Here is a 20,675-nt window from a genome sequence, read left to right as displayed (position 1 = left end):
AAAAGAGATGCAGGCTTCACTTATTAAGACCTTAAAGCTTGGCGACGCGATAAGACTCTGGTAAGGATGAGGACCAAGGCAGCAGCTTGTCGAATGCTTCCGAATCTAACCGGTCTGTTAATTGCGGGAGCTGCTCCAACACATAGGTCAGGTAGGCAAACGGATTTAAGCCATTTTCTTTGGCTGTTTCGATTACGCTGTAGATCATTGCACTAGCCTTCGCGCCGCGTGGCGTGTTAGCAAATAGCCAGTTTTTGCGTCCAATGACAAAAGGCTTGATCGCACGCTCATTTCGGTTGTTGTCGATCGTTATGCGCCGGATTGCAGAACACAAAAAGACACGGTGAAAAAGGATCGAGGCCGAAGCCCTCCTGAACAAGAGCGGCCAGTCCGTCGATGGATCGGCGCAAGTCGGTTGCTCCCGCAGCCAGATAAACAGAGGTGTGACTGGAGAGCGTCAACATGGCAGCCCCTGTAAGGCCTCGACGGCTTCACGAAGCAGATTAGCATCAAAGCCAGGTGCCAGTTCGATGCAGACGGGACCTACACGAACGACCAGCGAGGCGGACGGTGAGGGGGACATCGTTGGTTCAGGGGCAAGGGGGATAAAGCGCGGTAGAGATGGCGGTTGTACGTCCGCAGCGGATTTAAGTCGGCGTTTCCAATATTTTAGTTGTTCGATCGTCACGTCATGAGACTGGCACCAGAGGGACATCGTCAGCCCGCTCGCAGAATAGTCTGCAAGGCGAGCCGTCTACTCCCGACGGCGCTGTTCTTTTTTATTCATGAGACACCTCCTGATTTGTGGTGCCCTCATTGTTTCATGCTCTGTCTACACTTTTGTAGGTGGTCTTTATTTGACGCTCACGGATAATCAACACGCCTGACCTCAAATAACAAAAAAGGGATGGTCGCACTCCGGATGGAGTGCGTGGATTGAAACCACAACATTCACGAGCAGCCAAGGAGGAAATCCATGAAATTTTGCACAAAAGAATGGTATGAAGAAATGCAGATTGCCGGGATAATGTGCATATATGAGACAGAAGAGGAATGGGAGGAATACCTCGCCTATTTTCGCTCAGAAGGCATAGACTATCTACAATCGCAGCGCGAATTGTTAGAAGAAAAGAAAGAACACCTGCTAACATACCTCCCTGAAGCCTTTCATCCCTACATACACGATGGCACGTTGAATGCGATCTACCCGCCTCCTGAATTGAAGGAAATGGCGAAGCAGTGGAAGCAAGACTATGATGATCGCATGCGTAAAGTGGCCGAGACGTATAACGGCTATTATAAATCGATTCAAAACGAGCTTCCGCCAAATGCGGTCAAGCTATTCGAAAATACCCTTCACGATGCCAAATTCACCTCCTATGATCGGCCTGATGAAGCAACGTTTATTCTATATTTGGACTGTCGCGGCTCTTATCATTATTTTACGGATATTAAAATCACGTTTCACGGAGTCAAGCATTTGGAGCTTCCGGATCTTCCTGAAAATACGTGGTGGCTGTACGATGAAATTTATACGATTGACGGTGGCTTTGAGCTCAGAGTGCTGCTGGATTCGCTAGAAGCGTTCATTATTTCCGCTGTCGATGTAGAGATTGAAGCATTAGGCGAGCTGCCAAGCCGATAGCCAAGAGAGCTATTTAATATTCTAAAAAGGATCGTGAGCGCATGAACACGATATATTTAGTGCGTCATTGCCAAGCAAAAGGCCAAGAGCCTGACGCTCCATTAACTGTAGCGGGGATAGAGCAGTCGCAGCAATTAGCTGTTTTTTTAGCGAACAAGCAGATAGAGGGAATCATTTCGAGTCCGTATGAGCGGGCTTACCGGACCATCTCTCCTTTGGCTGACGCAATCGGCCTGCCCATAATGAAGATATGGTGAAGCAGTTTGCCGATTTAATTGCCGATAAGGACTACCCGTGGAAGCTTAAAGATATTTTACCTAAAGTTTTTACTGCAGGTGAACATGCTGGATATCTCAATGAAGCTGGTGCCCGACTATTAGATCCATCAGGCAGCCTGCAAGCAGGTATTCCGCTATGTCCTCCAGAAGGCGATGCCGGAACAGGCATGGTCGCTACGAATAGTGTCAAAAAACGTACCGGCAACATTTCCGTAGGTACGTCGATTTTTGCCATGATTGTACTGGAGAAAGATTTATCCACGGTGTACCCTGAGATTGACATATGGCTCGGCTTGTTCCGTGAATTTTATGAAGCAATGGGGCTGAAGCCCGATATGAACCAGTTATTCAGCGTCCTGTTCAACAAAGCGCTGGAAGCAGACGCTGATGGCGGCGGCTTGCTGAGCTTCGGTTACTATTCAGGCGAGAACATTACCGGGCTTGCAAAAGGTCGTCCGTTGTTCGTTCGTTCTCCAGAAAGCCGCTTCAATCTGGCTAACTTTATGAGAGTACATCTGTTTACCGCGTTTGCTGCACTAAGGCTGGGGATGGATATTTTGACACAGAAGGAGCATATAACGATTGACCGTATTTTGGCGCATGGCGCATGGCGGATTGTTCAAAACGCCGCTAGTCAGTCAAAAAAATGTGTGCCGCAGCACTGAATGTTCCTGTTTCGGTCATGTCTACGGCTGGTGAGGGCGGCGCATGGGGGATGGCAATTTTGGCATCCTATATGGTTAATAAGGAGCAGCGCGAGGGCTTGGCTGATTACCTTACCACTAAAGTGTTCAAGGATGCAGAAGGACAAGAGGTTTATCCTGACAGTGCAGATGTGAATGGCTTTGCCTTGTTTATGGAGCGTTACACGGAAGGGCTGGCAATTGAGCAGGCAGCGGTAGATCATTTTGTAGAAAATTGGAAGAAATGAGAAGCGTGAAAAATGTAGGGATTATTTTCCGCGAGGCAGAATCTGAAGTTGGCGTACCCGAACCATCCGCTCAGGCACGTCCAATCCCCGCCACTGGCGCAACTCGCAGGTCATGCCCGCTCCTCACTGTAATCGCTTTCAGTTAACATATAAAGCTGAAGCGATTGGATTTCGTACGCGGAGAATTCGATCGCGACGGGAGAAGAGTAAGAGCCGGGAGGCCGCGTCGGACGCGGGTTTGAGGGCTGGTGAGCGTCAATAACCCTCACTGATAGGTGTGGGCTATTTGACGCTCAACTCCGTACGGAGTGCGTGGATTAAAACAGCCGAAATTACCTGCGACACAACAATTGAATCAATCCCAAAATGAGCTAAAACAATATTGTGATATAATAATGCCCAGTAATACGAAATGGAATAACGGGCGGGGATATATATGAAATTGGAGCGTTTGATCTCCATGATCTACAAGCTGCTTAACCACGAGGTTTTGTCTGCCTCCATGCTAGCTGAAGAGTTCCAAGTTTCTCAAAGAACGATCTATCGGGATATCGATGTCCTATGTGCTGCGGGCTTCCCGGTCATATCGCATCAGGGGAGCAAAGGTGGATATGGCATCATGGACGGGTACAAAATGGATAAAAGTTTGCTCGGTTCTTACGATGTCAATTCCCTGATCACCGTGCTCAGCAGCTTCTCCACCGTGTTTAAAGACGAGCGTGTCCAGGGAACCATTGAACGGCTGCAAACGGTCGCACCCGAGCATCAGACCCCAAGTCTGTCTGTGGACTTTGAAACGCTCCGGACGGAGCCAGACGCCCTTTGTCAATTACGCACGGGCATTACGAAGCGAAAGATCATCCGCTTTGATTATATCAATGCCAATAATGAACGTACGACCCGTGATATAGAACCGATGTGGCTTCATTTCAAATATAGCAATTGGTACGTTTATGGGTTTTGCCGAACAAGGCGGGATTATCGGGAGTTTCGCCTATCGCGGATGATGAATTTGTTCTTGACACAGGAAGACTTTCAGCCGCATCATGGGGCGCCGAAAGAGGCTGCTTTCTCATACAAGGAAGGTTACGATCAGTTGAAGGATGTGGTGATCCGAGTAGGGCCGAAGGCTTTGGCGGAAGCGATGGATCAGTTTCACCAGGCTGATAAGCAATTTCATGACGATGGAAGTATGACGATGCGAATTCCAGTCTATAAGCCATTAGAAGCACGATGGCTTTGGTCCATTCTGCTGAGTTTTGGCAGCGGCGCCGAAGTCCTCGAGCCTATTGCACTGCGAGGGCTCTTAAAAGAACAGCTTCAAAATACTCTCCAGCTTTATGAAGAAGTATGACAGACTTTTGTCATACTTCTTTTTTTATTATAACAACAGAAACAAAATCAAATTCATGATAAGTCAAAAGGAGACGTTACAAATGTCAAAACATCCGGTACAAATGTTTGAATACCACACATGGGCGAGCCAAACTATCCTAGGGAGAATCAAGGGACTCCCGTCCTCTGTGCTGAGTCAAGAAGTGAACAGCTCGTTTCCCACCATCGCCCATGCCCTTACTCATATCTATGCGGTTGATAAGATGTGGTATCTGGTTTTGACAGGCACGGGTATGCCAGAGGCGCTGCAAGCATGCATAACGCTAAATGAGAGCATCCTGAATTCTGTGGATGAATACGCCAATCTCTTTGCCCAGTTATCGGAACAATACAGAGAATGGTTCCAAAGCCAGGCTGATTTGGAGCAGACCATTCTGCTTGACAATCCATATGCCGGAATCCGCCAAACAAGCTTATCGGAAATTGTGCTGCATCTGGTCAATCACGGGACTTATCACAGGGGCAATATTTCTACAATGTTGCGTCAGCTCGGCCACGCATCCACCATGAACGATTATGCACTTTTTTGGTATCAGGAAGCCACAAAGTAAAACGAAAAGCCAGCTCCCATTTTTATTGTTGGCTTCAACGAACGTTAATACGTCAATAAACCCAAACATAGCTCGCCCGCTTTTATACGTACTTATTAGCGGGAGCTATTTTTTACTTTTAGGTGTAAGTTAGTAGTGTAATTCTTGTAGCTATGAAATAATTGGTTGTACATCGACTAGGGACATAGGCTCTACAATGACTCTCCATAATTAGAAAGGAGATTGTATTTGATCTATGGAAATTGAAAATCTAATTACAGTAAAATCGAGAGAAGATTTGAGAATTTGGCTTCAGGAAAATGGTACGACTAAAAAATCTTGTTGGGTAGTAGTTAGTATGACGCCAAACCCAGATATGCTGCTATATTTGGACGCGGTCGAAGAATCCTTGTGCTTTGGATGGATTGATGGAGTCAAAAAGAAAATATCTGAAACGGAGCTGGCGCAGAGACTGTCTCCTAGAAGCAAAAGAAGTTCATGGACTGAATTGAATAAAGAGCGTGTCCGCCGCCTCGAAAAGCTGGGGTTAATGAGAGACGAAGGAAGAAAGGTACTTCCTGATATGGATCACGATTCTTTTAAAATAGATAGGGTTATAGAGCAAAGGCTGCAAGAGGAAAAGCAAGTATATGAGAATTTCATAGCATTTCCAAATCTTTATAGAAAAGTTCGCATTGACACGATCCAAAGCAATAAAAATCAGCCAGAATTATTTAAGAGCAGATTAGACAAATTTATAACAAACACGAAAGAAAATAAAATGTACGGTCAATGGCATGATAATGGACGCCTTCTAAATTATTAATAAACCTAAGGAGTAACAATATGAATGCTATTTATTTGGTTCGTCATTGCCAAGCAGAAGGTCAGGAGCCTGACGCTTCGTTAACCGCAGCGGGAATAGAGCAAGCGCAGCAATTAGCTTCTTTTTTAGCGAACAAGCAGATAGAAGGAATCATTTCGAGCCCGTATGAGCGGGCTTACCGGACCATCTCTCCATTGGCTGATGCAATCGGCCTGCCCATAAAGATGGATGAGCGGTTAACCGAGCGCATTTTATCGGGTCAAAATCATCCAGACTGGCGCGAAATGCTTCGCCGAACCTATGAGGACATGGATTTATGCTACGAGGGCGGGGAATCCAGCCGCACCGCTACAAGCCGGGCCGTTCAAGTCGTTAATGAGGCACTGAATAGTGGCTGGAAAAATGCCGTAATCGTCTCACATGGCAATCTCATTTCGCTGCTTCTCAAGCATCTGGATCGGGCAGTCGGCTTTCAAGAATGGGAAGCCTTATCCAATCCCGACGTTTACGAGCTTTCCTTCACCGATGAAGCTTCCAGCTTCAAGCGAATTTGGAAGCCATGACGGGGCTTATCCTTAGAAGCCAAAAATCCCCTGAGCACACAAGTGCTCAAGGGATTTTCTCATTTAAAGCGGGCTACACCCGCTATGCTAAGTGCAGCATGCAGCCGTCCTTATTTTTTCGCGTAAAAGCTTACCGTTCCTGTACTCTCATCCGCGCTGACGAACAAGCTGCGTCCTTGTACGCGGTGAATGCCTTCTGGTGAATTTCCAGCCGTTGGAATCAAGCCAAGGTAGACGGGGTTCGCAGCATTAGCGACATCGAAAAATAAAATTGCATCCGCGCGTTCCGACGCTACTGCGGCAAGAGCTGTTCCGTCGACTGTCGCGACGGTCAGATTTTCCACCTCGCTGCCTTTGTTCGGGCTGCGGTCATCGGGATACAAGCCGACTTTAGCTGTCGCCTCGTCAATCAGGTTCGCGCTGTCGTATACTCGCTTGCCCTCCAAATCCCAGACCGCGATGTTGCGGCCGCCGGCCTTCACGCCGTCTTTAAATTCATTTTTGCCCAAATCGCCTTCATTGGCGGTCAGCACATATTTGCCATCTGGCGAGAACGCAATGCCATCCGGCTCATAACGAGCGGTCAAATCCTCCGTAAACCGCACATTCCCATCGTCCTCCAGATCGGCTTTATGCTGCGAAGTGCCGAGCGAGAAAATCTGAATGAGCTTTTTCGTCTTCAAATCGACAAGCGCGATTGCGTTGTTTTCCTGCATCGTTACGGCTGCGGTTGCACTGTCTGGGCTAATTGCCACATATTCCGGCTGCGGATCATGCGGATAAATGGCTCCCTCTACATCGTCCAAGGGAGTTGCAATGTCCACAACCTCGCCCTTCAGCGGGTCACCGCCTGCAAAAGAAACGATCATAATGCTGCCAGGACGCTTCGCGTTCGCATAATCGATTTCATCAGCCGCTTTATCTAGCTCCTCATCCTCAATCGCGATCACGGCATTCAGCCCGTCCGGCGAAAGCGCAATGGAGTCAGGGCCGATGCCAAGCTCATATGTTTTTACAGTTTTGTAGGTAGCCAAATCAACTACGGCCAGCAGTCCTTTGTTTGCTTTGTTCACATCATCGCCCGTGCGGATGACCGCAAGTCCATAGCTGCCGTCCTTGGATACGGTGACGCTCGTCACTTCCGCCTCGGTGGAAAGGTCGTGAAAGCTGACGGTTTTCAGCACGCTCACTTTGTTAATGTCGGCAATGTCCAATACGGAAATGCTGCCATTGTCGGCTTCGGTAACGAGCAGGCGCTTGCCGTCTGGCGTGGAAGCGGCGATTTCAGCTTTTTCGCTCGGCATTTGGAAGGAAGCGGCAAGCTCAAAGCCGGTTTTATTTTGCTGCTGGACGAGCTGCGCTTTTAGGCTGTCCAACGCTTTTTTGGAAACATAGGTCGTGCTTTTCGTCAAAAGAGAAGGGCTTCCAATTTCGGTTGCGGCACCGTTAATCGTAGCGGAAGAAGAGCCGATCGGGAAGGATGCTTTTAAACCGCTTACCGTAATTTCAGCGCTGCGGATATTAGCGTCCCATGTTACTTCGCCTTGCATATTTTCGATAGCTTGGCGCAGCTTCACATAATCACCAGCAGGCGCATCAGCAGCGAGAGCGGCAGGGGCGAAAGCGCCTGTTCCTGCAGCGAGCATCGTCGCGACTGACATCATTTGAACAAGTTGCTTTACCGTTTTCATAAGCTTACAAATCCCCTTTATCCTTTTTTAAGATCGTATGTAGAATCGTTCTAAGTATATAAATAGATTGTTAAAGCCAGATCAAGGGACGGAGCTAGTTTTGTAAAAACGATGAAAGATCGGCTTTTAAATAAGGGAAGGGACGCTATAATAGAAAGACTTAAAGGGCGAAGGGACGCGGTCAGCACGATGGAAAAAGGGTTGTCGAATAAGCATAAAATAAGAGGCTGGAAGCGCAGAGTCCGGGAAATAGAGAAGTGGAAGCAGCGCTATATGCAGCTGGATATGGAGTATCTCGCTCATCATCAAAGGGATTATGTGAAGCTTTGGATAGACCCTTTCTATAGATTGGTTCGCCGTAATCCGCCTGTATGGTTTTCGCGGCTGCTGCTGGCCGCGCTGCTTGATATTTATGAAGCGTGGCATCAGCAATTGAAGCAGCGAAACGAAGCTTTTTATTTGAAAATATGGCTGTTTGAGCCGGATTTCATATCCTCACAGGTGGTTGCGGCTATTGGCGAGCAGCTTCATGCTTATGATCATGCTTTTGAGCAAAATACGATGATGCAGGTTAAAGCAGACGAACGTCTCGCTAAGCTTCCTCTGCTGCAAAAAATCAAAGGCGTGGAGCTTTTTGCCTGGCAGCTCCATATAGATGCCGAGTTTTATTATGAGTCCGAGCTAGAGGATGATCTGGCATCAGGATTTCGAACGGAGCGGGAAGTTAAGTGTATCAAGAGCAAGGCTTATGATGTGGAGAAGCAGCAATGGAGTGGGCAACCAGACAGCGTATACAAGCTGCAAGCTGGTGACGTATGGGTAGGAGAAAGGCGGGAACGGACAAGCGATGAATCCAAAGGATAATCAGGAACAACGTCCTAAACAAAAGGCGAACGAGGCGATTCTATTAGCTGCCGAGCAGTTCGTCAGGCAGACGCTGGAGCGAGAGTATACCGGTCATGATTGGCAGCATATCCGCCGTGTTACGCAGACGGCGAAAGCGATTGCCCGCGAGGAGCAGGCGAATTTGTTCGTGTGCGAGCTAGCGGCGCTGCTGCATGATATCGCGGATGCCAAGCTGAATGCTAGCGAAGCCGCAGGCTTGCAGAAGGTGCGGAGCTGGCTGGAGCACAATAACGTTAATCCGCAGGACACTGTCCATGTGATGGAAATCATTTCGACGATGTCCTTCAAGGGCGGCGGAGGCAAGGCGATGAGCACGCTGGAGGGCCAGATTGTGCAGGACGCCGACCGGCTCGATGCGATTGGCGCCATTGGCATTGCGCGAACGTTTGCTTATGCGGGCGCGAAGGGGCATCTGCTGCATGATCCGAATGTGCGGCCCCGCACGGAAATGACGGAGGCGGAATACCGGAGCGGCGAAGCGACGGCGGTGCACCATTTTTACGAGAAACTGCTTAAGCTGAAGGATTTGATGAATACGGCCTATGGGAAAAAGCTTGCGGACACGCGGCATCAGTTCATGCTAGCCTATTTGGAGCAGTTTTATGCCGAATGGGATAGTCAGTGCTAACCATAAGTTGACATTACAAATTCATATATGGTATATAAAAATTAGGATTAGCACTCAGGCGTGAAGAGTGCTAAACTAGACTTAGCCTTACGCAGCCTTATAATGATGATTATTGAAGGGAGATTTATTCGTGGCCAAGAAACAGTTTAAAGCGGAATCGAAGAGATTGCTGGAAATGATGATTAACTCCATCTATACGCAGAAGGAAATCTTTTTGCGCGAGCTGATCTCCAATGCTAGTGATGCAATTGATAAAATCTACTACAAAGCATTATCCGATGATCAATTGGTATTCAATCAGGCGGATTATTATATTAAAGTAACGGCGGATCAAGAGGCGCGCACGCTGACGATTGCCGATACAGGTATCGGAATGACCAAGGAGGACCTGGAGAACAATCTCGGCATTATTGCGAAGAGCGGCTCGCTGGCCTTCAAGAACGAGAATGAAGCGAAGGACGGCCATAACATTATCGGCCAGTTCGGCGTTGGCTTTTATGCGGCGTTTATGGTGGCGGATGTTGTAACGGTAACGAGCCGTGCCCTCGGCAGTGAGGAAGCGTTCAAATGGAAATCCGAAGGCGCAGACGGCTACACGATTGTACCGGCTACGAAGGATACCGTCGGAACCGAAATCGTGCTGAAAATTAAAGACAATGCGGAAGAAGTCAGCTACGACGAGTTTTTGGAGCAATATCGCCTGCGTGCGATCATTAAGAAATATTCCGATTTCATTCGCTACCCGATCAAGATGGATGTTGCAGGACAACGTCCGAAAGAGGACAGCGAAGGCGAATTCGAAGAGTATTCCGAAGAGCAGACGATTAACAGCATGGTGCCGATTTGGCGCAAAAATAAAAACGAGTTGACGCAGGAAGACTACGACAACTTCTATATGGAGAAGCGCTATGGCTTCGACAAGCCGCTTAAGCATATCCACATCAGTGCAGACGGCGCGGTTGTATATAACGCTATTCTGTACATTCCAGAGCATACGCCATTCGATTATTACACGAAGGAATTTGAGAAAGGCCTTGAGCTGTACTCCAATGGCGTGCTTATTATGGACAAGTGCTCCGACCTGCTGCCGGATTATTTTGGCTTCGTAAAAGGGATGGTCGATTCCGAGGATCTGTCGCTGAACATTTCCCGCGAGCTGCTCCAGCATGACCGCCAGCTGAGCCTCATTGCCAAAAACATCAAAAACAAAATTAAAAGCCAGCTGATCAGCCTGCTCAAAGACGAGCGCGACAGCTATGAGAAGTTCTACAAAGCTTTCGGCAGACAGCTGAAATTTGGCGTCTACAACGATTACGGCGCAAACAAGGATACGCTGCAGGATTTGCTGCTGTTCAGCTCCTCCAAGGAGAAAACGCTCGTATCGCTCGATGAGTACGTAGAGCGCATGCCGGAAGATCAGAAGTACATTTATTATGCTTCGGGCGCATCGATTGACCGCATTGAGAAGCTGCCGCAAACGGAAATGGTATTGGACAAAGGGTATGAAATTTTGTACTTCACGGACGATATCGACGAATTTGCGATTAAAGTGATTTTGAAATACAAGGATAAAGAATTTAAATCCGTATCCAGCGGCGATCTTGGCATTGAAGCAGATCCAAGCGAGGAAACGACAGAGGCGGAAGCGACCGACAACAAGGAGCTGTTCGAGAAGATGCAAGGCATCCTCGCGGGCAAAGTATCCGGTGTTCGCGCTTCGAAGCGCTTGAAATCGCATCCGGTATGTTTGACTTCGGAGGGCGAAGTGTCCATTGAGATGGAGAAAATCCTTCAAGCCATGCCGGACAGCCAAAATGTGAAAGCGGACAAGGTGCTCGAAATCAACGTCAACCACGAGATTTTGCAGTCGCTCAAAACCGCTTTTGCCAGCGATGAAGAGAAGCTCGGCCTGTACACGAACCTGCTGTACAACCAAGCGCTGCTCATTGAAGGGCTGCCGATTCAAGATCCGGTTGAATTTACGAACGCGATGTGCAAAATCATGGTGTAACAGCCACAAGCATGCAGAGAGGGCTTTCCCTAGAGCAGCGTTAAGCTGCTTTAGAGAAAGCCCTCTTTTTTATAGATGCGTTCGGTATATTTAGTGATAGCTTCATCGTAATCGGGATACACATACCCAAAGCTTGCTGCTACGGTTTTAGAGTATTTTCGAAACAGCTCATAGCAGGTGAATAGAGACTGCCACATGTTGGGGTAGCTATTTTCAGCATAAGTAGAAAGCAGCGCTTCCCAATCCTCTTCTGGAAGGTAACGGTTTATAAATTTATAATTTTTCCCCACACTAAAGGAATAGCCTTGCTCTGCACCAATTTGCCAAGCCATCATTCGGAGTAAATTAGGGCGGGCAATCCCGCTTAAATGATCAATTGCGAACAAAATTTCTTCCCTCGCGAGTCCCTTTACCACGTAAGTAGTAACCATCCAAAATTCATTGCAGCAATCGTCAAATTCTCTTGCGGTCGGCTGCTTCGTCCAATATTGACGGTCAGTTGGGAGCACTTCATTTTGGACAAGCGACTGTTTATCAAGCAGCACTTCGACTAAACCGTCGCTATTCGTAAAATAATCATCTACCTCGTCGATTGGAATCAACGTCAGGTCGAGCTTATGCCCATCTTCAAAAATGATGAGATAGGAAAACCAATTGCCTAATTCGGCGGGGAAAAGCTTCATATCCTCAGGCTTCTGCATCATAATCCGCTTTCCGAAGCTGCTCAACCACTCCTCATTTTCCTTGAAAGCATCCATATCGGTCACAAAATAGGAAACATCAAAATCCTGAAATAGATCAGGGGTGATGTTTTTGTTGGTGCGTGAGCCTTCGAGCGTGGCAAGTACAATTCTAGAATCATGGGCAGCAAAGTCTATAAGCAGCTTCATCATTTCCTGTTCGCTTCTCATGTGGAAAACCTCCTTTCCCTGATTTCATTATATCTTACAGCTGCTTGGTCTACAGCCCGCAAAAAAGTAATCGCCCGCAATCACAATCGAACCGTTGCCTATTCTCAAGTATTCCGTTATAGTTAAACTAATTTCATACGAAATGCGGGTGCTGGATGAAGTCTGGCTGAGATAGGGAACTTGTTTTCCTGACCGTTAATCTGATCCAGGTAATGCTGGCGTAGAGAACATAACGAAACGTAGCCATTCGTGTATTCTCGAATGGTTTTTTTGTATTTCTCCGCTGAATAAAAGCGGGTTTGTCTGAGACAGGGTTTTGGATGAACTGCGAGCATTGCTTTCCTTCAGGAAAGGGGAGAAAGTAGATGACAGAAGCATGGATTGGGGCGCTGCAGCAGCAGGTGGATGAGCGGCAGGATGAGCTGTTCGCGCTGCTAGCCGAGCTGGTGGCGTATCCAACCGTCAGCCCTCCAGCACGCAATACGCTGGAAGCCCAGCAGTTTTTGGAGAAGCAGCTGCAAGCGAGCGGTTTTGCGACTGAGCTGTGGGAGGTTTATCCAGGCGATCCGAACGTGACGGCGGTAAAACGGGGCACCAATCGCGAGCGTTATCGCAGCCTGCTGCTCAATGGGCATATGGATGTCGCTGAGGTGGGCGACAGCGGAGGCTGGAAGCGTGATCCGTTCAAGCTGGTGCTGGAGGATGGACGCGCTTATGGACGTGGAACAGCCGATATGAAAGGCGGGCTTGCGGCATTGCTGTTTGCAAGCAAGCTGCTGACCGAAGCGGGTGTGGAGCTGAAAGGAGACTTGCTGTTCCAAGCCGTTATTGGCGAGGAAGCGGGCGAGGCTGGCACTCGCGCTTGTATGGAGCGTGGCTGCGAAGCGGATTTCGCGATCGTTGCCGATACGAGCGGACTGGCAATTCAAGGGCAGGGCGGCGTTATAACCGGCTGGGTCACTTTGCAAAGCCCGGAGACGTTCCATGATGGCATGCGTTCGCGCATGATCCATGCCGGAGGCGGCGTTCAAGGCGCCAGCACGATTGAGAAAATGGCTAAGCTGATCGCCGGGCTTCAAGATTTAGAGCGCCACTGGGCAGTGAGCAAATCTTATGAAGGTTTTCCTCCCGGCTCCAATACGATCAACCCTGCGGTCATTGAAGGGGGGCGTCATGCCGCCTTTATCGCGGACCGCTGTTCGTTATGGATCACGGTTCATTTTTACCCGAATGAAGATTATGAAGCGATTGCTTCCGAAATTGAAGCGCACTTGCTTGGCGTAGCGCAGGGCGATCCATGGATGCGCAAGCATCCGCCAACCTTCCGCTGGGGAGGGCGCTCGATGATTGAGGATCGCGGCGAAATTTTCCCTTCGCAGGAGCTGAATCCGCAGTGGTCGGGGCTGAAGGCGCTGGAGCAAAGCCATCAGCAAGTGCTTGGCGTGCTGCCAGCTGTTGGCATGAGCCCAAGTGTAACCGATGCGGGCTGGATCGGCAGGGAAGGCATTCCGACGGTCATTTATGGTCCAGGGCAGCTGGAGCATGCCCATGCGGTGGACGAGAGCGTCGACATCAACGAGCTGATTTATTATACAAAAGTTATACTCGGCTTCATTGCCGATTGGTGCAACCGTCCGAAAGAGGAAGCAGGGAGCAGCGTATAGTTGTTGAGCGGACAGAGAAGCCGTTAATTTGTGAAAATCAACGATTTTGCCTTGTTCGAGGACTCAGATGCAGTTATTGGCTGCAAAAAACCTATAAAGTCCCCGTTAATTACGGAATAGCGGATTTCCTGTCCGCGGTCACGACTAAATCGGCCAAATCGCTGAAATAGCGGAACGTCAGTCCTCGAACACAAGTGGGATTAATGAGTGTGAATAATAAGAGTCAGCGAATCACCAGCTGTTAAATAAAAAGCCGGATGAAAAAGGGCGGAGCGGAGTGAAAGGTTTGAGCTGGAGAAGTGTAGCGCTCGCATCTACTCCTTGATTTCGACTATTGATGGTCATATTCAGGAAATCAAGGAGTAACAGCGATCGGAAGCCAAACCTTTCACGCAGCGCAGCATCCTTTTTCATCCGGCGCCCGGAGGACATGATGAGCAAATTTAGCGATAGATTATATCAAGCAAGCCGTGAAGTATGGCAGAAAAGCCACGAGCATCCGTTTCTCGTGGAAATGCGGGAAGGCACGCTGGATCCGCAGCGCTTCATCTATTACCTCAAGCAGGACTACGTCTATTTAATCGACTATGCGAAGCTGTTCGCCTACGGCAGTATAAAAGCTGGCGATATGGAAACAATGGTCAAATTCGCTGGGCTGTATCATTCCACGCTGCATGTGGAAATGGAGCTGCACCGCCAGTATGCCGACCGTTTCGGTGTTACGCGCGAGCAGCTCGAAGGCACGCAGCCTGCGCCAAGCAATATCGCGTATACAAAATATATGCTCGACGTCGCGGCGAACGGCTCGCTCGCAGAGGTAGTAGCAGCGCTGCTGCCGTGCATGTGGAGCTACCGTGAAATTGGCGTAACCTTCGCCGAATATCCGGGCGCGCTGGATCATCCGCTTTATAAGGACTGGATTCTTATGTACAGCTCGGAGGAGTTCGGCGAGCTGACCCATTGGTGCATTGGCCTAATGGACCAATTGGCAGAAGGGCTTCCGGAGCGGGAGCTTGCGAAGCTGGAGAAGCATTTTGTTACAACATCTAAGATGGAATATTTATTTTGGGATATGGCATATCGCGGGGAGGAGTGGCCAGTGTGAGCATAAAGAAAGGCCAGCCGGGAGAGCAGGGGCTTGAGAGGGTGGCGGGAGCAAGCGGGACAGCAGCAGAAGCAGCGGCAACTAACGCTTTTGCGCATAGTGAAAACAACGAGCCAGCAGGCCTTAGTGTAAGCGGACTAACGTATGCTTTTCCCGGCGGGCCGCCGCTGATTGAAGGGCTTGACCTGCATATTGGGCAGGGCGAGTTCGTCAGCGTGCTTGCGGCGAGCGGCATGGGCAAGACGACGCTGTTCCGGCTGCTGGCCGGACTGCTGGAGCCGCAAGCCGGCGCGATTACGATCGGCGGCATGAATCGCAAGGAGCAGGCGGCAAAGATCGGCTATATGCCGCAGAAGGATTGCCTCATGCCGTGGCGGACGGTGCTCGACAATGCCGCGCTCGGCATGGAGCTGTCGGGAACGCCGAAGAAGGAAGCGCGCCAGCGGGTGCGGGAGCTGCTGCCGGATTTCGGCCTCGCCGGAACCGAGGCGAAATACCCGCATGAGCTGTCGGGCGGCATGCGCCAGCGGGTATCATTTCTTCGCTCGCTGCTGGGCGGCGGCGAGCTGTTTTTGCTGGATGAGCCGTTCAGTGCTCTTGATGCGATGACGAGAGTCAGCATGCAGGAGTGGCTGCTGCAAATATGGGAGCAGCATCGCAAAACGATTGTTTTTATTACCCATGACATAGATGAAGCGCTGCTTCTGTCCGACCGGGTGCTGGTGGCGGCGAAGGCGCCGGTTGCCGAGCTGGTGGAATATCCGGTGGCACTGACGCGTCCGCGCACCTACGAGACGATGCTGAGCGAGCCGTTTGTGGCGTTAAAGCGCCAGCTGCTGGGGCATTTCGGCCATGCGCACACAGCGGCCAGCCTAGAGGGGGGAAGCCGATGAAGCGCTTTTTCAAGAAGCATATGCCAGTCGTGCTGTTCATCCTGCTGCTCGCCGTTTTGTGGGAAGTTGGAACGCGAATATTCCAAATTCCCCATTATATTATCCCGCGGCTGTCTGATGTGCTCGTCTCCATGGTGGAGAACAGTGGGCTGCTGGCGCGGCATTTCGTAATCACGCTAGGCGAGGCGCTGCTTGGGCTGGCGATTTCAATCGTGCTTGGGACGTTATCGGCGATCTGGATCGACAGCTCGTCGCTGGCGCGCAAAACGCTGTATCCGCTCGTTGTTGCCTCGCAGACGATTCCGATTATTGCGCTGTCGCCGATCATGGTCATGTGGTTTGGCTATGAAATCGGCAGCAAAATCGCCGTTGTCATGCTGTTTACCTTTTTCCCCATTGCGATGAATACGGCGGATGGCTTCCGCTCGGCGGACCCGGATATCGGGGAGCTGCTGCGGACGATGGGAGCAGGCAAGCGCGAGTTGTTTCTCAAGTGGAAAATCCCTTCGGCGCTGCCGGAGTTTTTCACGGGGCTGAAAATGGCTGCGGCGATCAGCGTCGGCGGCGCTACGCTTGGCGAATGGCTGGGCGGCGAAGCGGGCCTGGGCATGTACACGAAGCGGGCGGCGAATATGCTGCGCGGTGAAAGTGTTTTTTCCGGCGTGCTGCTGCTGTCAGCGATGGGCATTATGTTATTTTTAGCCGTATTGGCGCTTGAGCGAATCTGTCTTTCCTATCGGAAAGAATCGAAGGTAGGCCAGTAGGTGATCAGAGCGTAGTGCCGATCAAGCCTTATGGCATTTTTTATACTATAATAGAAACAGAAAGAGGTTGCTTGTCTATGCGTAAGGAGAATGAAGGAAATCTTAATTTTTCGAAAAATAAAGCTTCCAAATGGAAACGCAGCTCATGGATCGCAGCATGTCTTGCTTTGACGCTAGTCATTATGGCGGGCTGCTCCTCGGATAATAAGAATACAGCAAGCGATGCCGAGGGCGCGCAGGAGCTGACGGTGCTGCTCGACTGGTATCCGAATGCGGTGCACACCTTCTTGTATGCGGCGGAGGAGCAGGGCTACTTCAAGGAAGCGGGCCTGAATGTGAAGCTGCAGGTGCCGGCCGATACGAATGACGCGCTCAAGCTGGTTGCAACAGGCAAAGCGGATCTGGCGATCAGCTATCAAATGCAGGTAGCCGTTGCCCGTGCAGAGGAAATTCCGATTGTATCGGTTGCCTCGCTTGTGCGCCACCCGCTCAATCAGCTGTTCGTGCTGGAATCGTCCGGCGTGAAGACGCCAAAGGATCTGGTCGGCAAAAAAATCGGCTACCCGTCGATTCCGCTGGATGAAGCGTACGTGAACACGATGGTGAAAACCGATGGCGGCGATCCGTCAGCACTGAACTATGTTGATGTGGGCTGGGACCTGATTCCGGCCATGACGACGAAGAAGGTTGATGCGATTATCGGCGGTTATGTGAACCACGAGAAGCTGCTGCTGGAGAAGGAAGGCGAGAAGCTGATTGCGCTGAACCCGGCCGATTATGGCGTGCCGGATTATTACGAGCTTGTGATGACAGCGAGCGAGGATGGCGTTGCGGGCAAAAGCGAAGTGTTTAAAAAGTTTCTCGATGCGGCGGCAAAAGGGCAGGAATATACGGCGAGCCATCCGGATGAGGCTTTGCAGGTGCTGCTCGACAAGCAAAGCGCAGATTACCCGCTCGATGCCGAGATTGAGAAGCAAAGCTTGCAGGTGCTGCTGCCGCTCATGGATGCCGGTTCTGAAGCTTTCGGCAGCCAGTCGGCAGAGTCGTGGAGCAATGTAATTTCATGGTTGAAGGAGCATGGTCAGCTCACAAAAGAGGTCAAGGCTGAGGATGCATTCCGCAACCTATAATGGTGGAGGGAATACGGCGTATGGACGAACGCTATTCAAGACAGATGTTGTTTACGCCAATTGGTGAAGCAGGGCAGCGCAAGCTAAGCGAGAGCGCTGTGCTTATTATAGGAATGGGAGCGCTCGGCACCGTTCTGGCCAATCATATGGTCAGAGCGGGGGTCGGGCTCGTCCGTTTCGTTGATCGTGATTATGTGGAGCGAAGCAATCTCCAGCGGCAGATGCTTTACGACGAAGAGGATGTCGAGAATGGCTATCCGAAGGCGGTTGCCGCCGAGAAGAAGCTGCGCAAAATCAATTCCGATGTCAAAATCGAAGCGATTGTCGCTGACGTCACCGTTCAAAATATCGACGCGCTGCTGATGGATATCGACCTCGTGCTCGATGGGACGGATAATTTTCAGACGCGTTTTCTGCTCAATGATGCTTGCTTCCGCAGCGGCATTCCGTTTACGTATGGCGGGGCGGTCAGCTCGCGGGGCATGAGCGCAATTCTCGTTCCAGGCGCTACGCCGTGTCTGCGCTGCTTTATTCAATCAGCGGATGCGGGCGGACAGACATGCGATATGATCGGTGTTATTTCGCCGGTGGTGGATATTGTCGCTTCCTACCAAGCGGTAGAGGCGCTTAAATATTTAGTTGGAGCTACGGACAAAAGAAGAAACAGCCTGATGACCTTCGACTTATGGCAAAATCACTCGTTCGAGATGAAGCTGGGCGAGCCTGCGAAGCAGTGTCCTTGCTGCCAGTTGAAGCAGTACCCTGCTTTGCAGGTGGCAGAGCAGGATGCGGCAGTCTCGCTGTGCGGGCGCAGCACCGTGCAAATTTCCGGCGGCGCTCCGCTTAATCTGGAGCAGTGGCGTCAAAGGCTGGCGCCGATTGCTGCGGAGCTTACGCACAACGCTTATTTGCTGAAAGCCGAGCTGCCGGAAGGCGAGCGGCTCGTGCTGTTCCCCGATGGGCGTGTGCTTGTGCAGGGAACGGAAGATATGGTCCGTGCCAAAACCTTATATGCCCGTTATATCGGAAACTAATGGCTAAGGAGCTGCGAGGAAATTAGTACCCGCTTTTGTTGACAAAATCTCCACGGTTTTGGGAGTTTTGTCAATAAATTAGCGGTACTTTATTTCGTCGCAGTCTCTAACCGCGAAGGGATTGTGTGAACATGAAGGATTTTCGTTTATATGCGATTACGGGCGAGGAATTTCATCCGGGCCGCGATTTGATCGAAGTGATGGAAGAAGCGATTTACGGCGGCGTTGATATTATTCAGCTGCGCGACAAGTCGGGCGATAAGCCAGCGATTTTGGAAAAAGCACGGGCGCTCCGCGAGCTGACCCGGAAGCATGGCGTAACCTTTATCGTCAATGACTACATTGATATTGCAATGGAAGTGGATGCGGACGGCATTCATTTGGGACAGGGCGATGTGCCGCTGGTGGAAGCACGCAAGCTCGTTGGCGATAAAATCATCGGCATTTCGACGCACGCCATTGAAGAGGCGCTTCTTGCCGAGGCCCAAGGTGCCGACTACATCGGCGTCGGTCCAGTGTTTCCAACAAAGACGAAGGTCGACGTTGTTGATCCGGTAACGGTCGATTATGTGCGCGAGGTAGCAGGCAAGGTGAAAATTCCATTTGTCGCCATCGGCGGCATCAAGCTGCGGAATGTGGATGAAGTGATTGCAGCCGGAGCGACGCGCATTTGTGCGATTAGCGAAATTGTCGGCAGCAGCGATATTTCCGGCACCTGCCGTTCTTTTCTGGACAAGCTGGATAAATGGGGAGAGTCGTAATGGAATTAGTCATTAACGGTGTGAAGCAGGAGCTGGCAGCGAAGACGATTGAAGAGGTCATTGCCCATTTTGGCCTGACGGGCAAGCCGGTTGTCGTTGAAGCTGACGGAGCGGTGCTGACACAGGAGCAATGGACTGCAACCGAGGTTCGCGAAGGCATGAAAATCGAGCTTGTACATTTTGTAGGAGGGGGCTAAAGCGAATGAAACCGGATGTATGGCATATTGGCAACCATGAACTAACGTCCCGATTTTTTATCGGCACCGGACTTTTCCCAAGTCCTTATGTACAGAGGGAGGCGATTGAGGCGTCAGGCGCCGAGGTGCTGACGTTCGCTATTCGCCGCATTAATTTGGAGGCGACCGAGGACGATTCGATTCTTCAGCATTTGCAAGGGAAGTCGTATCAATATTTGCCGAATACTTCAGGGGCAAGCACGGCGGAGGAAGCGGTGCGTATTGCACGTCTTGCGCGGGCTTCGGGTCTCAGCGACTGGATTAAGGTCGAGATTAGCGCCAATGATCGCACGCTGCTGCCTGATCCGATTGAAACGCTGAAGGCGACGGAAATTCTCGTAAAAGAGGGCTTTACCGTCCTTCCGTATACATCGGATGATCCGGTCATTTGCAAGCGGCTGGAGGAAGCGGGCGCTGCGGCTGTTATGCCGGGAGCGGCTCCGATTGGGACGGGACTTGGCATTTTGAACCCTTATAATTTGGGCCTTATTGTAGAGGAGGCGAAGGTTCCGATTATCGTCGATGCCGGGCTTGGCTCGGTCAGCGATGTCACTCAGGCGATGGAGCTCGGCGTGGCGGGTGTGCTGATGAATACACCTGTTGCGAAGGCGAAAGATCCGGCAGGGATGGCGCGGGCGATGCGGCTCGGCATTGAAGCTGGCCGTCTGGCGTATTTGTCAGGCCGCATTTCGAAGAAGCGTTACGCTTCGGCAAGCAGCGGTTACGAGGAATTCAAGCTGAAATAACAGCATTATTCAACAAGGAAAGCTGGT

Annotated in this window: 21 protein-coding genes and 3 pseudogenes; 19 read left to right on the top strand and 5 right to left on the bottom strand. The window is 50.4% G+C overall.

Annotated features, from left to right (window positions below; genetic code table 11):
- Positions 1–31 precede the first annotated feature (31 nt).
- The 3 genes and pseudogenes from WH37_RS15295 to tnpA all read right to left on the bottom strand — a co-directional run.
- Positions 32–316, bottom strand: a pseudogene (locus WH37_RS15295) (transposase domain-containing protein); the annotation flags it as partial.
- Positions 288–464, bottom strand: coding sequence for an IS66 family insertion sequence element accessory protein TnpB (gene tnpB / locus WH37_RS37405; RefSeq protein ID WP_074904788.1), 177 nt, complete (start codon positions 462–464; stop codon positions 288–290). The pseudogene WH37_RS15295 and the gene tnpB, both read right to left, overlap by 29 nt.
- A pseudogene (tnpA, locus tag WH37_RS37400) lies at positions 458–739 on the bottom strand (IS66 family insertion sequence element accessory protein TnpA); the annotation flags it as partial. The gene tnpB and the pseudogene tnpA, both read right to left, overlap by 7 nt.
- Positions 740–976: 237 nt before the next feature.
- Between tnpA and WH37_RS15290 the strand changes: the two are divergent.
- The 7 genes and pseudogenes from WH37_RS15290 to WH37_RS15260 all read left to right on the top strand — a co-directional run bounded on the left by WH37_RS15290 (position 977) and on the right by WH37_RS15260 (position 6,168).
- On the top strand, positions 977–1,645 hold the full coding sequence (locus WH37_RS15290) for a DUF4085 family protein (RefSeq protein ID WP_046231473.1): 669 nt from the start codon (positions 977–979) through the stop codon (positions 1,643–1,645).
- Between the two features lie 41 nt (positions 1,646–1,686).
- Entirely contained in the window at positions 1,687–1,902 is a 216-nt protein-coding gene (locus WH37_RS15285; protein WP_052736994.1) for a histidine phosphatase family protein, read from the top strand.
- Positions 1,884–2,854 (top strand): annotated as a pseudogene (locus tag WH37_RS15280) (FGGY-family carbohydrate kinase); the annotation flags it as partial. The gene WH37_RS15285 and the pseudogene WH37_RS15280, both read left to right, overlap by 19 nt.
- Before the next feature lie 436 nt (positions 2,855–3,290).
- Positions 3,291–4,208, top strand: a complete 918-nt coding sequence (locus WH37_RS15275) for a helix-turn-helix transcriptional regulator (RefSeq protein ID WP_046231472.1) — start codon at positions 3,291–3,293, stop codon at positions 4,206–4,208.
- Positions 4,209–4,290: 82 nt separating this feature from the next.
- Entirely contained in the window at positions 4,291–4,800 is a 510-nt protein-coding gene (locus tag WH37_RS15270; protein ID WP_046231471.1) for a DinB family protein, read from the top strand.
- Between the two features lie 235 nt (positions 4,801–5,035).
- Positions 5,036–5,605 (top strand): YdeI/OmpD-associated family protein, encoded by a 570-nt coding sequence (locus WH37_RS15265; protein WP_046231470.1) that lies wholly within the window; start codon positions 5,036–5,038, stop codon positions 5,603–5,605.
- Between the two features lie 20 nt (positions 5,606–5,625).
- The gene (locus tag WH37_RS15260; protein ID WP_046231469.1) at positions 5,626–6,168 is read left to right on the top strand and encodes a histidine phosphatase family protein; all 543 of its coding nucleotides are present in this window, start codon (positions 5,626–5,628) and stop codon (positions 6,166–6,168) included.
- 110 nt (positions 6,169–6,278) lie between these two features.
- Here the strand turns inward: WH37_RS15260 and WH37_RS15255 are convergent, their stop codons facing one another.
- A complete protein-coding gene (locus WH37_RS15255) occupies positions 6,279–7,859 on the bottom strand; it encodes a stalk domain-containing protein (protein WP_046231468.1) in 1,581 nt (526 codons plus the stop codon).
- Between the two features lie 189 nt (positions 7,860–8,048).
- On the opposite strand from WH37_RS15255, the gene WH37_RS15250 reads away from it, so the two are divergent.
- From WH37_RS15250 to htpG, 3 genes are all read left to right on the top strand, one after another.
- Positions 8,049–8,723 (top strand): hypothetical protein, encoded by a 675-nt coding sequence (locus WH37_RS15250; protein WP_046231467.1) that lies wholly within the window; start codon positions 8,049–8,051, stop codon positions 8,721–8,723.
- Positions 8,707–9,393: an HD domain-containing protein gene (locus tag WH37_RS15245; protein WP_046231466.1), complete on the top strand. Its 687-nt coding sequence runs from the start codon at positions 8,707–8,709 to the stop codon at positions 9,391–9,393. The genes WH37_RS15250 and WH37_RS15245 overlap by 17 nt, the downstream gene beginning before the upstream one ends.
- Before the next feature lie 130 nt (positions 9,394–9,523).
- The gene (gene htpG, locus WH37_RS15240) at positions 9,524–11,404 is read left to right on the top strand and encodes a molecular chaperone HtpG (protein ID WP_046231465.1); all 1,881 of its coding nucleotides are present in this window, start codon (positions 9,524–9,526) and stop codon (positions 11,402–11,404) included.
- A 50-nt stretch (positions 11,405–11,454) separates the two neighbouring features.
- On the opposite strand, the gene ant(6) is transcribed toward htpG, so the two are convergent.
- Positions 11,455–12,315 carry an aminoglycoside 6-adenylyltransferase gene (gene ant(6), locus WH37_RS15235; RefSeq protein ID WP_046231464.1) on the bottom strand — a complete coding sequence of 287 codons (861 nt, stop codon included), beginning with the start codon at positions 12,313–12,315 and terminating at the stop codon, positions 11,455–11,457.
- 365 nt (positions 12,316–12,680) lie between these two features.
- On the opposite strand from ant(6), the gene WH37_RS15230 reads away from it, so the two are divergent.
- The 9 genes from WH37_RS15230 to WH37_RS15190 all read left to right on the top strand — a co-directional run bounded on the left by WH37_RS15230 (position 12,681) and on the right by WH37_RS15190 (position 20,648).
- Positions 12,681–13,979, top strand: coding sequence for an acetylornithine deacetylase (locus WH37_RS15230; protein ID WP_046231463.1), 1,299 nt, complete (start codon positions 12,681–12,683; stop codon positions 13,977–13,979).
- A 433-nt stretch (positions 13,980–14,412) separates the two neighbouring features.
- Complete coding sequence (gene tenA / locus WH37_RS15225; protein WP_046231462.1) at positions 14,413–15,084, top strand: thiaminase II; 672 nt, start codon at positions 14,413–14,415, stop codon at positions 15,082–15,084.
- Positions 15,081–15,977, top strand: a complete 897-nt coding sequence (locus WH37_RS15220) for an ABC transporter ATP-binding protein (protein WP_231594244.1) — start codon at positions 15,081–15,083, stop codon at positions 15,975–15,977. Before tenA ends, WH37_RS15220 begins: the two co-directional genes overlap by 4 nt.
- Positions 15,974–16,741, top strand: coding sequence for an ABC transporter permease (locus WH37_RS15215; protein WP_046231461.1), 768 nt, complete (start codon positions 15,974–15,976; stop codon positions 16,739–16,741). The genes WH37_RS15220 and WH37_RS15215 overlap by 4 nt, the downstream gene beginning before the upstream one ends.
- Before the next feature lie 77 nt (positions 16,742–16,818).
- Positions 16,819–17,871: an ABC transporter substrate-binding protein gene (locus WH37_RS15210; RefSeq protein WP_082110832.1), complete on the top strand. Its 1,053-nt coding sequence runs from the start codon at positions 16,819–16,821 to the stop codon at positions 17,869–17,871.
- A gap of 20 nt (positions 17,872–17,891) precedes the next feature.
- A complete protein-coding gene (locus WH37_RS15205) occupies positions 17,892–18,905 on the top strand; it encodes a ThiF family adenylyltransferase (RefSeq protein WP_046231460.1) in 1,014 nt (337 codons plus the stop codon).
- A 131-nt stretch (positions 18,906–19,036) separates the two neighbouring features.
- Positions 19,037–19,666 (top strand): thiamine phosphate synthase, encoded by a 630-nt coding sequence (gene thiE / locus WH37_RS15200; protein WP_046231459.1) that lies wholly within the window; start codon positions 19,037–19,039, stop codon positions 19,664–19,666.
- Entirely contained in the window at positions 19,666–19,863 is a 198-nt protein-coding gene (thiS, locus tag WH37_RS15195) for a sulfur carrier protein ThiS (protein WP_046231458.1), read from the top strand. The genes thiE and thiS overlap by 1 nt, the downstream gene beginning before the upstream one ends.
- A gap of 5 nt (positions 19,864–19,868) precedes the next feature.
- Entirely contained in the window at positions 19,869–20,648 is a 780-nt protein-coding gene (locus WH37_RS15190) for a thiazole synthase (RefSeq protein ID WP_046231457.1), read from the top strand.
- The last annotated feature ends 27 nt before the right edge of the window (positions 20,649–20,675 follow it).

This window comes from Paenibacillus algorifonticola, from assembly GCF_000971975.1.
Taxonomy (GTDB): domain Bacteria; phylum Bacillota; class Bacilli; order Paenibacillales; family Paenibacillaceae; genus Pristimantibacillus; species Pristimantibacillus algorifonticola.
The sequence above is the reverse complement of the archived record's forward strand: the minus strand, read 5'-3'. Positions and strand labels throughout refer to the sequence as shown.